Annotated in this window: 11 protein-coding genes; 2 read left to right on the forward strand and 9 right to left on the reverse strand. The window is 61.8% G+C overall.

What is annotated here, in order from left to right:
• Nucleotides 1–33: 33 nt before the first annotated feature.
• From AC1DU9_RS17640 to AC1DU9_RS17650, 3 genes are read right to left on the reverse strand one after another with little or no spacing between them, the layout of a single operon-like run.
• On the reverse strand, nt 34–918 hold the full coding sequence (locus tag AC1DU9_RS17640) for a heme/hemin ABC transporter substrate-binding protein (protein WP_477810558.1): 885 nt from the start codon (nt 916–918) through the stop codon (nt 34–36).
• Between the two features lie 12 nt (nt 919–930).
• Nucleotides 931–2001: a hemin-degrading factor gene (locus tag AC1DU9_RS17645; protein WP_477810559.1), complete on the reverse strand. Its 1071-nt coding sequence runs from the start codon at nt 1999–2001 to the stop codon at nt 931–933.
• A 17-nt stretch (nt 2002–2018) separates the two neighbouring features.
• The gene (locus AC1DU9_RS17650; RefSeq protein WP_477810560.1) at nt 2019–2810 is read right to left on the reverse strand and encodes an energy transducer TonB; all 792 of its coding nucleotides are present in this window, start codon (nt 2808–2810) and stop codon (nt 2019–2021) included.
• A 245-nt stretch (nt 2811–3055) separates the two neighbouring features.
• On the opposite strand from AC1DU9_RS17650, the gene AC1DU9_RS17655 reads away from it, so the two are divergent.
• The gene (locus AC1DU9_RS17655; RefSeq protein ID WP_477810561.1) at nt 3056–5284 is read left to right on the forward strand and encodes a TonB-dependent hemoglobin/transferrin/lactoferrin family receptor; all 2229 of its coding nucleotides are present in this window, start codon (nt 3056–3058) and stop codon (nt 5282–5284) included.
• Between the two features lie 218 nt (nt 5285–5502).
• Complete coding sequence (gene metE / locus AC1DU9_RS17660) at nt 5503–7788, forward strand: 5-methyltetrahydropteroyltriglutamate--homocysteine S-methyltransferase (RefSeq protein ID WP_223463931.1); 2286 nt, start codon at nt 5503–5505, stop codon at nt 7786–7788.
• Nucleotides 7789–8377: 589 nt separating this feature from the next.
• Here metE and AC1DU9_RS17665 read toward each other — a convergent pair.
• From AC1DU9_RS17665 to AC1DU9_RS17690, 6 genes are all read right to left on the reverse strand, one after another.
• Nucleotides 8378–9049 (reverse strand): class I SAM-dependent methyltransferase, encoded by a 672-nt coding sequence (locus AC1DU9_RS17665; protein ID WP_223463932.1) that lies wholly within the window; start codon nt 9047–9049, stop codon nt 8378–8380.
• Between the two features lie 96 nt (nt 9050–9145).
• Nucleotides 9146–9364, reverse strand: a complete 219-nt coding sequence (locus tag AC1DU9_RS17670; RefSeq protein ID WP_223463933.1) for a DUF4287 domain-containing protein — start codon at nt 9362–9364, stop codon at nt 9146–9148.
• A gap of 113 nt (nt 9365–9477) precedes the next feature.
• Nucleotides 9478–11793, reverse strand: coding sequence for a DUF3772 domain-containing protein (locus AC1DU9_RS17675; protein WP_477810562.1), 2316 nt, complete (start codon nt 11791–11793; stop codon nt 9478–9480).
• A 189-nt stretch (nt 11794–11982) separates the two neighbouring features.
• Nucleotides 11983–13413 (reverse strand): heavy metal sensor histidine kinase, encoded by a 1431-nt coding sequence (locus tag AC1DU9_RS17680; RefSeq protein WP_477810563.1) that lies wholly within the window; start codon nt 13411–13413, stop codon nt 11983–11985.
• A gap of 8 nt (nt 13414–13421) precedes the next feature.
• Nucleotides 13422–14093: a heavy metal response regulator transcription factor gene (locus tag AC1DU9_RS17685; RefSeq protein WP_046040381.1), complete on the reverse strand. Its 672-nt coding sequence runs from the start codon at nt 14091–14093 to the stop codon at nt 13422–13424.
• Between the two features lie 84 nt (nt 14094–14177).
• Nucleotides 14178–14435 (reverse strand): DUF2790 domain-containing protein, encoded by a 258-nt coding sequence (locus AC1DU9_RS17690; RefSeq protein WP_223463936.1) that lies wholly within the window; start codon nt 14433–14435, stop codon nt 14178–14180.
• Nucleotides 14436–14619: the final 184 nt, after the last annotated feature.

A 14619-nucleotide genomic window follows, 5' to 3' on the forward strand; every position in this document is an offset into this window, starting at 1 on the left:
AGATCAACGTCGGACGCGGCCGAAAAATGGCCGTCATGGGTTGGTCCCGGCAGTCTGCGCTTTGGCGTCCGGGTAGAACGCCGTGGAAAGACGCGTCAGTGCATCCGGTACACGCGGGCCAAGGCCTCCGACCAGAAGCGTCGGGTCGATCACCACCACCCGGCCATTTCGACCGGCCTGGGTTTGCGCCAGGATCGGGTTCTGTTCCAGCAAGGCTTTACGCGCCGCATCACCCTCCAGACGACCACCGGCAAAGATGATTACTTGCGGGTCCAGGCTCAGCATGGCTTCACTGGAGACCGGTTTGTAGCCGTTGTGCTCACCCAGGCTTTTGCCTCCGGCCTGTTGAATCATCCAGGCGGCCAGGGTGTTTTTGCCCGCCATTTGCAGGTTGCCACCGGAGTGGCTGAGCAGCATCAGCACCCGGGGAGCCGGTTGCTGTTGCTGCGCCAGCTTGACCCAATCGGCCTGGGTTTGCAGGCGCTTGAGGTAACCGCCCATCAGCGCTTGCGCCTCAGTTTCCTTACCCAGCAGTTGCCCCAGCTCGGTCAGGTTGTGTTGCAGGGCCGGCACGTCGGCCTTGGCCGACAGCAATTCAATGCGCACGCCGGCCGCCTTGAGTTGCTCCAGTACCGGTGGCGGGCCCATTTCGTTGCTGCCCACCAGAATGTCCGGCTTCAGGGCCAGGATCCCTTCGGCCGCCAGCGCACGCTGGTAGCCGACGCCCGGCAGGCTGCGCAGCGATTGCGGGTACAGGCTGGTGCTGTCGACACCCACCAGTTTGCTTTCGCCGCCCAGGGCAACCACCCATTCGCTGAACGCACCGCCGGCACTGACCCAGCGCTGGGGCAGGGCATCGGCGACGGCCATCTGGCTGACGAGCACGCTGGCACAGGCCAGCAGTGTTTTCATACGCATCGGAACTATTCCTTAGCCGATCAGAGGGGTGGCGGTTTCAGCCAGGGCACGCCAGTCGTCACGCTCAGGGATGCCCGGCTTGCGCACGCCGAACAACTGGATGACCAGCTCTCCTTCGGCATCGAAACCTTCGTAACTGGTGATGATGCCATCGACGCTTGGCTTGCGCACACGCCACAGTTCGGTCACGCCAGTGGTTTTCAGGTGCAGGTTGAACATCGGGTCGAGCACGTTGAACCAGGTGTCCATCCAGCGCAGGTTGCTGACGGGGCCGGAGTGGATCTGGATGCAGTGCTTGTTGCCCACGAACACCATGATCGGCACTTCACGCTTGCCCGCTTCTTCAATGACGCGGGTCAGCTCGACGGTGGCCAGAGGTTCGGCCCACTCGTGACCGGCCAGGCGCAAGGCCTGGGTGCGCGCCACGTCATTGCGCTTGAGCAGCAAGAAGAAGTCGTGGGTGTCCTTGAGCTGCGACCATTCGCTACGCAGGGTGTCTACATCGACTTCGTCATCGGCACGCGGTGCCTTGGCTTGCGGCAGCGGTTGCAGGTTCAGTTCGGCCGTTTGTTCTTCAGCACGGAAACGCTGGACCAACGGCGCCCAGGCGGCATCGAAGCTGGTGGCGGTCAGGTAGACCTTGTGCACGGCCAGGCCCTGACGGTCGAACACCTGGATGCTGCGCTGCGGACCGCGCGCGGTGGTCTCATCGACGGCGAACACGCTGGCCCAACCGCTGAGGAACAGGCGCAGGTCGATGTCCGGCGACAGCACCATGCCCATCTGACCGCTGCCCATCACCGTCACTTCGCTGTACACGCCCTTGCGTTCGTGTACGCAATGTTCGTTGCGGGTCAGGGCCATGATGGTGCCCAGTTCGCCGAGGGCTGGCAGCAGCTCTTTCCACTCCGGGCGCAGGCGCACGGTGTCGGTGCCCAGGCGGCTGGCGGTCAGCTCGGCCTCGCTGACGCCCAGTCTGGCGGCGGCGTCGCGGGCGCGCAGGCCCGGTTGTTCGGCGCGTAGCTGTTGCCAGGTCTGGTACAGGGCCGGGCTGGTTGGCAGGGCGGACGTTTGTGCGGTCATGTGAAGCTCCTTCAGGGTCAACGGTTCGCCGTGAGGGCGAATTCTATTGGTATCTCTACGCGGCTGGGCACGGCCCGGCCGTCGACAATTTCGGGGCGAAAACGCCAGGTGGTGACGGCTTCGAGTGCAGCCTGGTCAAGGCTTTCCACCCCGGAAGAACGCACCAGCGTCAGCTTGAGTTGCTGGCCGCGTTCATCCAGGCGCACCTCGACCCGCACCACGCCCTGCTGGTTTCGGCGACGTGCAGTGGTGGGGTAGCGAGGCGCGGGGGGCGGGGTGACGAAGGTCGGGCGCAGGCTGACCACCGGAGAGAGCATGGGGGCCGGGGCAGCAGCGACCGGCGTGGCCGGGTGAGTGTTCTGTGCGGGCACGGCGGCGGAGGGCGCTGCCGGTGCCGGTGCCGGTGGGTTTTTCGCCACGGTGGCCGGCAACTCAAGCGGTTCGGCGCGACGTGGATCGGCCTGGGATTTGGGAGCCGGTTGCGGTTTGCTCGCAGCCTTGACGATGGACGGCTGGGTGCTGACCGGCAGTGGCTTGACCGGTGTTGGCGCGGGCGTTGCGGGTTCAGCCTTTGTTGTCGCCGGTTCCTTCACCGGCGTTGGTGCTGGCGCTGATGTTGACGTTGGCGCGCGGACGGGCTGCGGTGGGGCAGGGGCGGGCACCGCAATCGGCGCCAGGGTGACCACTTGAATGGCCATCGGCGGCTGAAAGGCCAAAGGTTCTGGCGCGGCCTGAATCTCGCGAACGAGCCATCCGGCGCTCAAATGCAGCGCAATCGATAACCCCAGACAACCCCAGAAGTGCTTCATGCACACTCGTTCCAGCTATAAAATATAATGCACATGATAATAATTTGCATTTACAAGTCAAGCTGGTTATCTTCGCCGCCGCTGCCGAAAAGCGTTTTTGTATACATCCCTTCAAGAGAAAGGGTCGAGCGCTTTGTTCACAAAAAAATCAAACACACGCCGGACAGTTGCCGTCGCCCATGCAGATCCCCTTCAGCACCCTGCATGCACGTGACCGCTGTCAGACTCTCAGGAGTAAAAGTCAGATGTCGATCCGCCCGCCATTCGCCATGCGTCCCTGGCTCGCCTTGCTGCTGCTCTCACCTTCGCTGGTTTTTGCCGCCGAACCCGTTACTCAGTTCGATACCGTCAGCGTGACCGCCACCCGCACCGAGCAGACCCTGTTGCAGGTGCCGAGTACCGTGTCGGTGCACAGCGAGCGTGAAATCGATCAGCAGAACGACAAGGACCTCAAGGATCTGGTGCGTTATGAGCCGGGCGTTTCGGTGAGCGGCACCGGCAGCCGTTTCGGTCTGTCCGGGGCGAACATCCGCGGTATCGACGGCAATCGGGTCCTGACCCAGGTCGACGGCGTGCGCGTGCCGCAGAGCAACGCTTTCAGCCCGTTCCAGGACGTGCGCAGCAACTACGTCGACCTCGATACCATCAAGCAGGTGGAAATCATCCGCGGCCCGGCGTCTTCGCTGTACGGCAGCGACGCCATCGGTGGTGCGGTCAGCTACCTGACCAAGGACGCCGCTGACTACCTCGAAGACGGCGACGACGCCTACGCACGCTTCAAGACCGGTTATGACGGCAGCGATGACAGTTGGCAGCGCAGCGCCACCTTCGCCGGCCGCACCGGCACTGTAGATGGCCTGTTGCACCTGGGTCGCCGTGACGGTCAGTCCACTGACACCGCAGGCAGCGTTGGCGGCGTTGGCGCCGCTCGTGAAGAAGCCAATCCGCTCGACTACACCACTGAAAACGTGCTGACCAAACTGGGCTGGGACTACGGCGAAGGCGACCGCCTGCAATTCACTTACGAGCGTTATCAGGACGACGCCGACAGCAACCTGCTGAGCGACATCGTTCCCCGCGCCACGGGCATGAGCCCGGCGATTCTCGGCTCCACTTCCAAAGACAGCATCGACCGTACCCGCTACAGCCTGGCGCACACCCTGAGCCTGGACAGCGCGATGGCCGACAAACTGCAATGGCAGTTGAACTATCAGGAAAGCAGCAACGACCAGGATACCTTCCAGCAGCGTCAGACCGCCTCGGGGGTCAACCGCGTGCGCACCCGCCAGTCGTCTTACGATGAACGCTTGTGGAGCCTGAATGCCCAGCTCGACAAACAGTTCGCGATTGCCGACACCAGGCACCATTTGATCTACGGTGGTGAAGTCAAGCGCATCGACTCGAGCAACCTGCGTACCGGTAAAGAGGTTCGCCTGGACACCGGCGCCACCGTACCGGCCTCGGAGAATTTCCCGGTCAGCGACTTCCCGGATCCGACCAGCGAATCCCTGGGCCTGTTCGTGCAGGACAGCATCGAGATCGGCCGCTGGACCCTGTTGCCGGGCCTGCGCTACGACTACTACCGCCAGACCCCGCACGTCACTCAGGAGTTCCTGAATGGCCTGCCGTCGGAAACCGATCCGTCGCGCATCACCGACGATCACATCTCGCCGAAATTCGGCGTGACCTATCAGCTGACCGAGCACGAAAGCCTGTACGGCCAGTACGCCGCCGGTTTCCGCGCACCTAACCCGGTCAACATGTTCGGTGAGTTCAGCAACCCGCAGGTCGGCTACAAGCAAATCGGCAACCCGAACCTCAAGGCGGAAACCAGCGACAGCTTCGAGACCGGTCTGCGTGGTCGCTACGACCTGGGAAGCTTTGGTATTGCGCTGTTCTACAACAAGTACAAGGACTTCATCGACACTGTCAGTTTTGTTGATCCGACCAGCGACATCCCGCTGACCTTCCAGTCGCGCAACCTGAGCAAGGTCACCATTCGTGGTGCCGAAGCCAAGGGTGACGTCAAGCTGGATGCCTTCATGCCGGCCGGCACCCGCGCGCTGGGCTCGATTGCCTATGCCCGTGGCAAGGACGAAGACACCGGCGAGGCGCTCAACAGTGTCGACCCGCTCAAGGCCGTCATGGGCCTGGCCTACGATGCACCGAGCGGCGTGTACGGCGGCCAGGTCATGTGGACTCTGGTTCAGGCCAAGGACCGCGTCGACCACAGCGGCGATGCCGACCTTCTGATCAATCGCCAGTTCGAAACCCCGGGCTACGGCACGCTCGACCTGACGGCCTGGTGGCAGGTGACCCAGGAAGTGTCGGTCAATGGCGGTCTGTTCAACGTGACCGACAAAAAGTACTGGAACTGGGGTGACGTGCAGGGCCGCGACGAGAACGCGGCAGGGCTTGATCGTCTGACTCAGCCAGGGCGTTATGCGGCGGTCAACCTGATCTGGGAAATCTGATGGGCGGGAGCTGATCTGCAACAGCCGGTAGCAGTTGTTCATAAGCTGGCGTGATCCGTGGCGAGGGAGCAAGTTCCCTCGCCACATATTTTTGCGGTGTAAAACTTTTTCTCATCTCCATGAATGAAACTCGTGATCATCACGATAAAAATGAGTTTGTCTCACCAGGGCCCAACTACCGACAATGGCTCCATTAACCAGATGGAGTTTTTATTGTCATGGCATTGGCCCATTCCCTTGGATTTCCGCGCATTGGTCGCGACCGCGAACTGAAAAAGGCTCAAGAGGCGTTCTGGAAGGGCGAGCTCGACGAAGCCGGTCTGCGCGCCGTGGGCCGCGACCTGCGCAAGACCCACTGGAATTTGCAGAAAAAGGCCGGGATCGAGCTGTTGCCGGTCGGCGACTTCGCCTGGTACGACCAGGTCCTGACCCACTCGTTGATGTTCGGTGTAATCCCCGAGCGTTTCCGCCCGCACGACGGCAAGGCCAGCCTGCATACCCTGTTCGGCATGGCGCGCGGTGTGAGCGACAACTGCCGCGGCGCGCACGCCCAGGAAATGACCAAGTGGTTCGATACCAACTATCACTACCTCGTCCCTGAATTCAGCGCCGATCAACAATTCCAGCTCGGTTGGGATCAGCTGTTCGAAGAAGTCGAAGAAGCCCGCGCACTGGGGCACAACGTCAAGCCCGTCATCATCGGCCCGTTGACTTACCTGTGGCTGGGCAAGGCCAAGGGCGCCGAATTCGACAAGCTGGAGCTGCTGGATCGCCTGTTGCCGCTGTACGGCCAGATCTTCCAGCGCCTGGCGGCACAAGGCGTCGAGTGGGTACAAATCGACGAGCCGATCCTGGTCCTCGACCTGCCGCAAGACTGGAAAAACGCCTTTGAACGCGCCTACAACCTGATTCAGCGTGACCCGCTGAAGAAGCTGGTTGCCACTTACTTCGGCGGTCTGGAAGAGAACCTGGGCCTGGCCGCCAACCTGCCGGTGGACGGTCTGCACATCGATCTGGTGCGCGCACCTGAGCAGTTCCCGACCATCCTCGACCGCCTGCCGGCCTACAAAGTGCTGTCGCTGGGCGTGGTCAACGGCCGCAACGTCTGGCGCTGCGACCTGGAAAACGCCCTGGCCACGTTGCAGTATGCTCACGAGCGTCTGGGGGATCGCCTGTGGGTTGCGCCATCCTGCTCGCTGCTGCACAGCCCGGTTGACCTGGGGCGTGAAGACAAGCTCGATGCCGAACTGAAAAGCTGGCTGGCGTTTGCCGTGCAGAAGTGCGAAGAAGTGGCGGTACTGGCTCAGGCGGTCAACCAGTCGGAAGCGCCGAAAGTGCTTGAAGCGCTGAATCGAAGCCGTGCCGTGCAGGCCAGCCGTGCTGCGTCGCCGCGCATCCACAAACCGGCCGTGCAGGCACGTGTTGCCGCGATCACCGCCAAGGACAGCCAGCGTCATTCGCCGTTTGCCCAGCGTATCGCCAAGCAACGCGCCGGTCTGAACCTGCCGCTGTTCCCGACTACCACCATCGGTTCGTTCCCGCAAACCGCGTCGATCCGCCTGGCTCGCCAGTCGTTCAAGCAAGGCAAGCTGACCGAAGCCGAATACACCGAAGCGATGCACAGCGAGATCCGTCACGCCGTGCAAGTGCAGGAACACCTGGGCCTGGACGTGCTGGTGCACGGTGAAGCCGAGCGCAACGACATGGTCGAGTACTTCGCCGAGCAACTCGACGGCTACGTGTTCACCCGTTTCGGCTGGGTCCAGAGCTACGGTTCGCGCTGTGTGAAACCGGCGGTGATCTTCGGCGACCTGAGCCGTCCGAACGCCATGACCGTGGAGTGGATCCGCTATGCCCAAGGCCTCACCGACAAAGTGATGAAGGGCATGCTGACCGGTCCCGTGACCATGCTGATGTGGTCGTTCCCGCGTGAAGACGTGAGCCGCGAAGTGCAGGCCCGCCAACTGGCCCTGGCGATTCGCGACGAAGTGGTGGACCTGGAAGCCGCCGGGATCAAGATCGTGCAGATCGACGAAGCCGCGTTCCGCGAAGGCTTGCCGTTGCGTCGGGCGCAGTGGCAGCACTACCTGGACTGGGCGACCGAAGTGTTCCGCCTGTGCGCCTGCGGCGTACGTGACGAAACCCAGATCCACACCCACATGTGCTACAGCGAATTCAATGATGTGATCGAGTCCATCGCGGCGATGGATGCGGACGTGATCACCATCGAAACCTCGCGCTCGGACATGGAACTGCTGGATGCGTTCGAAGCCTTCGCTTACCCCAACGAAATCGGCCCGGGCGTGTACGACATCCACTCGCCACGGGTGCCGGACTCCGCGGAAATGGCCAACCTGCTGCGCAAGGCTGCCAAGCGCATTCCCGCCGATCGCCTGTGGGTCAACCCGGACTGCGGCCTGAAAACCCGCGGCTGGCCGGAAACCGAAGCGGCGCTGGTGCACATGGTCAATGCGGCGCGTCAACTGCGTAAAGAATGGGCCTGACGCTGTATTAGGTGCACCACGGAACCTGTAGGAGCGAGCCTGCTCGCGATGACGGAGTGTCAGGCGACATTGATCTTGAATGTGCCGGCCTCATCGCGAGCAAGCTCGCTCCCACAGGTGATTTGGGTCGCTCGCAGATTTTGTGTGCAGCCGCTGAACCTGCTCGCGAAAGCGGTGTGTCAGTCAACGAACATGCTGAATGTGCCGGCCTCATCGCGAGCAAGCTCGCTCCCACAATGATTTGGTTAGTTCGCAGATGTTGCGCACAGCCACTGAACCTGTGGGAGCGGGCTTGCCCGCGAAGGCGGTGTGTCAGGCGACATCGATGTCGAATGTGCCGGCCTCATCGCGAGCAAGCTCGCTCCCACAATGATTGGGGTAGTTCGCAGATTTTGCGTACAACCACTGAACCTGTGGGAGCGGGCTTGCCCGCGAAGGCGGTGTGTCAGGCGACATCGATGTCGAATGTACCGGCCTCATCGCGAGCAAGCTCGCTCCCACAATGATTTGGTTAGTTCGCAGATGTTGCGCACAGCCACTGAAACCCCAGACCGCTATCGCGAGCAAGCTTCCAAAGGATTTGCATCACTCAGCACCGCGGCTCGGCCACCAACAGCAACGACTGCGGCACAGGGCTTTGCGGGTGCTGCGGCTCCTGCAAGCCGACCAGCGTAAAACCGGCCATGTCCAGCGCATTGAACCAACTGGACAGAGTACGGAAATACCACGGCATGGGCTGCCACTGCCCCTTGAAGCCGGCGAAGGTCTCTTCCCGCCAGCCATCCTGATAATCGCCTGCCGCAGCTGCCCATGGATGCAACGTCTGGATCACCAGCGCGCCACCCGGGGCGAGCAAGAGGTTCATGGCGGCGAGCAGGGGGATGATGTCCTGATGCAGCAGGGCAAAATTGGCGCAGATCAGGTCGTAGTCGCGGCCGATATCGACTTTCGCTTCGGCCAACGCTTCATAACTCGCCACATGCACTTTCGACGAACCCGCCGCTCGCGCCGCCTCCACCAGCGTCACGTCGCCATCCACACCCACCGCGTCAATGGCCCGTTCAGCCAGCGCGCGCAACAACCAGCCTTCGCCGCAACCCAGGTCGAGTACACGCTCGGGCTGACGACCCAGCACCGCCAGCAGAATGGCCTGGTCGGTGACCTTGAGGCGGCTTTCGATGGTGCCGCTGCGGATGGCGTCAATCCAGGCCTGGGCGTTGTGGTGCCAACTGTCGAGGAGGGTGGATTCGGGGGCTGACATGGTCGATGTCCGGCGTGATGGCTTGGATGAAAGGATAGGGCAACAGAATATTAACGGTGGAGCCGGTTTTTACCCGGCTCCACCGACTGCGCGTGGCTAGGCGCTTTTGGTGGCAGCCAAATGATAGGCAACCAACGCGTTTGCGTGGCCATGACCCATGCCGTGTTCGGCTTTGAGCCAAGTCACCATCTCCATGTGTTTCTTGTCGCTGACGGTTTTAAGCAGATCCAGCCAATGGGTGATCGGCTGACCGTACTTTTTTTCGATTGACGGGAAGTACGAAGCCGGTCCTTTGGTTTTTGTCTCTTCGGTCACGATGCAAACTCCCTTTTCGATTTTCCAGGTTCGAAAGCAGCGCCGGTTACGTTACTTATTTGCCGTCAACGAGTCCATCATGATCCAGCAACTGCCTGCCGTGTGATCTCGCATCACGCAGCAGGCGGTTTCGCCAGTTCAATGCCAGCGGCACCCAGCCGCTTGAGAATTTCAAACAGCAGCTCRCTTTTGATCGCGCCGACGGTGCGTGGGCTGCCGACGTAACCGGTGATGGTCAAGGTGATGCCCTCAGGTTTCAGCTGACTGAAACGCAAAAATGGCACCGGTTTATCGAGAATGGATTCGTGTTCGGTGAAGGTGTCGTGCAGCAGGTTTTGCACTTGCTCAGGGTCGATGTCCAGCGGGAACATCAGTTCGAGTATCACCACGCCTTGGGCGCTGCCGCCGAGGGTGACGTTGCGCAGGTTCTGCGAAATCAGGTGGGAGTTGGGTACGATCATGATCGAGCGGTCGGCGAGCTGTATTTCCGTGGCCCGCACGTTGATCCGTCGTATATCGCCTTCGACGCCACTGATGCTGATCAGGTCGCCGACTTTCACCGGGCGCTCGGTCAGCAGGATCAGGCCGGAGATGAAATTCTTCACGATCTCCTGAAGGCCGAAGCCGATGCCCACTGACAGGGCACTGACGATCCAGGCCAGGTTGGTCCACTTGATCCCCAGCGACGCCAGCGTGAGCAGGACGACGGACACGTAGCCGATGTTGGCGAACAGGGTGCTCAGCGAGGCGCACATGCCCGGGTCCATCTCGGTTTTCGGCAGGAACTCGCTATCCAGCCAGCGGCGCAGCGTGCGTATCAGGTAGACACCGATCATCAGTGTCAGGAGGGCATGCATCAAATTGTCCGGGACGATGTTCAGCTTGCGCAGCCCTTCACCGCCGAGTATGGCCACAGTGCCGGTGACCAGTTGCCCGAACGTCGTACCGACCCCACCGACAAACAACGCGATGACGCCGATCAGTATCAGGATGGCGCGGCCTGCGCCGGAAAACACGGTGCAGATCTGCTCCAGGCGTGGATTGCCGATGCCCAGCAGCTGTTTGATGGCCTTGCCGGCGGGTTGCCGGGGCGAAAAAACGTAGTCGCAGATGTCCTGGTAAACCTGTGTGAGCAGGTAGAAACCGGCGAAGATGATGAATATCCAGACCAATTCATAGGTGATGAACCGGGCCATCGTCACGTAGCCGATCACCAGGGCGAACAGGGACACCACCACGGCAAAGCCGGTAAACGCATAAATCAGGCCGGCGAAGGTGGTGACGCCTTCGGGAGCTTCTCCGGCCACCATCAGGTCTCGGCGCGTCTTGCTGACGCGCAATAGCAGCGCGCCGATCACCAGTGCCGCGACCAACGCCACGATGCCCCGACCGAACAACACCACTTCGGCGCTCATGCCGGTGACATTACTCATTTGTACCAGGGTCACCAGCACCAGCAGCAGGCTTGCCAGCAACCTTGGATAGGGTTCCATCGCCAGCGCCACCGGATCGGCGATATCGGGCAGGCGCCATGAAGGATGTTTGGTCGATAGCAATGCGCGACTCAACCCGGTGATCAGCACGCAGGTATAGGCCAGCTTTTCCAGGTACTGCGCCAGATCGGCCAGCAGTGGGGTGTAGGGCAGTTGGCGGGTCCCGGCAAAATGCAGCAGTTGCAGGGCGATGCCGGCGGTCAGCACCGTCGCCACTACCGATGCCAGCGCAAGGGAGCTGCGCCGCAACCGGCCTTCAGGCATTCGATGGATGCACAACCATGCCAGAGCCCGGCCGGCGAGCTTTCGTCCCACGGTCCAGATGGCCAGGGCCAGGATCAGCAGGGCGGCGGTCATCCCGCGTTGTCCGGGTTGCCAGGCGGCCCGGTGCGTGGCCTCGAGTTGCTCGATGAGGGCGCTGAAACGCTGGCGGTCCTCGATCGGAAGAGCGAACAATGGCGACCAGAATCCCGGGTTCAGGATACTGCTGGTTTGCTGGGTCACTTCCGCTTCCAGCAGGCTGCGCCGGATACTGCCAATCTGGGTGATCAGTTCGGCGGCACTTGTTTTCAGAGCGGCCAGGGTTTTGAGCTGGCTATCGAGCTTGTTTTTTTGCTCGCCGAGGGCGTCTCGCTGGGTGGTAATGGCAGACGTCACCAGTGCGTTCTCGTCGAGCGGCACCGGCCCCAACACGTTGAGTTGCGCCTGCAACTGCGCCTGTCCGGGCAGCAGCGATGTGGACAGGCGTTCAATGTCCTGAATCAGTACTTGCACCAGATCCTGTGAGCTTTCCAGCTGGGTGTAATTGCTGGCCTGGGAAACCTGCTGCTTGAGGCTGTTGAGCTGGTTTTGCACCCCCAGCAATTCGCTGTCGGCGATGCTGATGATCGGGGCTGCGGGGGCGGGAGCTGGGGCAAGGGCAGGAGCGTCGGCCATGTCCCCCGCCAACAGCCATCCCGGGCTGGCCGCCAGAAGCGCGAAGGCGACGCAGATCATTGACTTCAAGACATTGCACATCGGCGAGCTCGACGGGTTGTTAGTCACTTAGCCAATGAGGTTAGGTCATGACACGCACCCTTGAGCATTGTTTTGTCGGTAGTGCCCCGGCTGGTTCTTGCCCAGACATTACTCATGCTGTTGCCGCGCCGGGAAAAACAGTTCGAAGCAGGTGATGCCGTCGGCACTGCTGACGTGGCAGGCACCGTTGTGCAGTTGCATGATCGTCGCGACGATCGACAGGCCCAGGCCATTGGATTGGGCCGAGCGTTCACGGGACTCATCGACCCGGTAGAAACGTTCGAACAGCCGTGACAGATGCTGGGCCGGGATGGTCGGGCCGTGGTTGCGCACTTGCACCTGGATGCCGTCGGCAGTCGGCCAGGCGTGGATGCACAGCTCGGAATGCGGGGCGCCGTACTTGATGGCGTTGGCGCACAGGTTGGCCAATGCACGACGCAGCAACATGGGCTCGGCCCAGATCAAACCGCTGCCTTGGGCATCGATGCAGATGCCAACGTCGGTCGCCGGGCCTTCGAAATAGTCGGCCATGCGTTGCATTTCATCGGCGGCATCCAGCTCCTGGCGCTGACGCAAGGCACTGCGCGGATCGGTGCGGGCCAGGAACAGCATGTTGTCGAGCATGCGCGCCAGGCGTTCAAGCTCTTCGACATTCGAGGCCAACAGTTGCTGATAGGCGTCAGTGCTGCGGTTCTGCTGCAAGGCCACCTGGGTTTCGCCCAGCAGATTGTTGATCGGTGTACGCAGCTCGTGGGCCATGTCGGTCGATACCTGGCCCAACTGGATGAAGCCTTTGTCCAGCCGGTCGAGCATGGCGTTGAAGGCGTCGATCATGGGCAACAGTTCCAGCGGCGCGCCCTGGCTGTCGAGGCGTTCGTTGAGGTTGCCGACGTCGATGCTCTGGGTGTGGCGGGCCAGGCGCCGCACGGGCAACAGGCCGCGATGCACCAGCACATAACCGGACAGCGCCAGCAGAATCGCCGCGACGCTGGCGAACAGGTACACATTGAGCCGGTAGTCGGCGAGCACGGCGGTGCGTTCGGTCATCAGGCGCCCGGTCACCACTTGCAGGCTGCCCAGATCACCGGAGTCGATGGTCGCCGCCAAGGCGGAAAACGGCACGCCATTGACGTTGGGCAAATGCTGCACGTCGTCCAGGGTCAGTCGATGATCCATCGCCACCGGGGTCAGCACCGGCATTTTCAGGTTGCCCGGGTTGACCACCAGCAAGGGCGGTTGGCCAGGGGTGCCGATGGTCAGCAGGGCCTCGCGGTTGCCCATCATGTTCTGGAACAGCGCCGGCTTGGCCTTGATCAGGTCCAGGGTATTGCTGTCATTGAGGAAGGTGCGCAACTGGTCGATGCGGGTGATCAGGGCAATGTCGTCGCGATGGATCAACTCGCGCTCCAGGTCGCGATACAGCGCTACGCCTAGCAGTGCCAGCGAAACAAACGCCAGCAGGGCGAACACCAGCGCCAGACGCAGGGTCAGGGAGTGGCTGAGACGGGAGGCGGATTGCAGCGGCGTCATGGCATTCATGGTTGCATTCAGGGTTGAGTGTCGAAGCGATAGCCGATGCCGCGCACGCTGTGGATCAGCTTGAGCGGGAACGGATCATCGATTTTCAGGCGCAGGCGGCGCACGGCGACATCGACGACATTGGTGTCGCTGTCGAAATTCATGTCCCAGACCCGCGAGGCGATCATCGAACGTGACAGCACTTCACCCTGATGCGTGGCGAACAGGTGCAGCAGGGCAAACTCCTTGTTGGTCAGGGTGATGCGGTTGCCGGCGCGGCTGACGCGACGCTTGAGCACGTCGATCTGCAGGTCGTCGACGTGCAGGTGTTCTTCTTCCCGGGTAGGGCCGCGCCGGGTCAGGGTGCGCAGGCGTGCCACCAGTTCGGCGAAGGAAAACGGTTTGATCAGGTAATCGTCGGCGCCCAGTTCCAGGCCTTTGATGCGGTCGGCGATGTCATCCCGGGCGGTGAGGAACAGCACCGGCGTGTCGGCTTCCTTGCGCAGGCGGCGCAGGACTTCCCAGCCATCCATCTTCGGCATCATGACGTCCAGCACAATCACATCGAAGTCGTGTTCCAGGGCCAGGTGCAAGCCGTCGACGCCGTCCCGCGCCAGGCTCACCGTGTATCCGAGTTCCTGCAGGCCGTTGAGCAGGTAATTGCCGGCCTTGGGTTCGTCTTCGACTACGAGGATGTTCATCGGGACCTGCCTGTTTCGGTCGGGCTACGGGGGCGCATCAGTGGCGCAAGTGTAGCCCGATCGACGGTGACGGCAGGCATCCGCTCAGTTCTCACCAATGCAGCCAACGCCCTGGACCTGGTAGTCCAACTGGTGCTCGCGACCCTGATGGTCGAGGTAGTTGAACTGCGCCGGGACGATGCCGCACTTGCCGTTGAGGTCGGTCATCGACAGGACCTTGGCCACATCCACCGGGACATAGAAGCCGTCTTTGTCGTGGATGATCGATGAGGTGGGCTGGGTAGCGGCAAACGCCGAACCGGTGGCGAGCAGGGCGACAAAGCCCGCGATCAACATTTTCATGACGAGTCTCTCTCTACAAGGGCAGGGTGGCTGCCGGTGGTTGGCCTGACAGTGAGTTCAGGTTAACGAGGCGATCCGGACAGCCGACCAACAGCTTGATGACAAAGTTGTAATGAAAGGATGGCGGGAGCACCCAGGTCCCTGTGGGAGCGAGCTTGCTCGCGATAGCGGAGTGTCAGTCGAC

The organism is Pseudomonas sp. P4_C1 (assembly GCF_056402155.1).

Coding starts and splice junctions, on each gene's coding strand:
- AC1DU9_RS17645 (WP_477810559.1), bottom strand. CDS start 2,001: ATGACCGCACAAACGTCCGCCCTGCCAACCAGCCCGGCCCTGTACCAG.
- AC1DU9_RS17685 (WP_046040381.1), bottom strand. CDS start 14,093: ATGAACATCCTCGTAGTCGAAGACGAACCCAAGGCCGGCAATTACCTG.
- metE (WP_223463931.1), top strand. CDS start 5,503: ATGGCATTGGCCCATTCCCTTGGATTTCCGCGCATTGGTCGCGACCGC.
- AC1DU9_RS17650 (WP_477810560.1), bottom strand. CDS start 2,810: ATGAAGCACTTCTGGGGTTGTCTGGGGTTATCGATTGCGCTGCATTTG.
- AC1DU9_RS17655 (WP_477810561.1), top strand. CDS start 3,056: ATGTCGATCCGCCCGCCATTCGCCATGCGTCCCTGGCTCGCCTTGCTG.
- AC1DU9_RS17640 (WP_477810558.1), bottom strand. CDS start 918: ATGCGTATGAAAACACTGCTGGCCTGTGCCAGCGTGCTCGTCAGCCAG.
- AC1DU9_RS17665 (WP_223463932.1), bottom strand. CDS start 9,049: ATGTCAGCCCCCGAATCCACCCTCCTCGACAGTTGGCACCACAACGCC.
- AC1DU9_RS17680 (WP_477810563.1), bottom strand. CDS start 13,413: ATGAATGCCATGACGCCGCTGCAATCCGCCTCCCGTCTCAGCCACTCC.
- AC1DU9_RS17690 (WP_223463936.1), bottom strand. CDS start 14,435: ATGAAAATGTTGATCGCGGGCTTTGTCGCCCTGCTCGCCACCGGTTCG.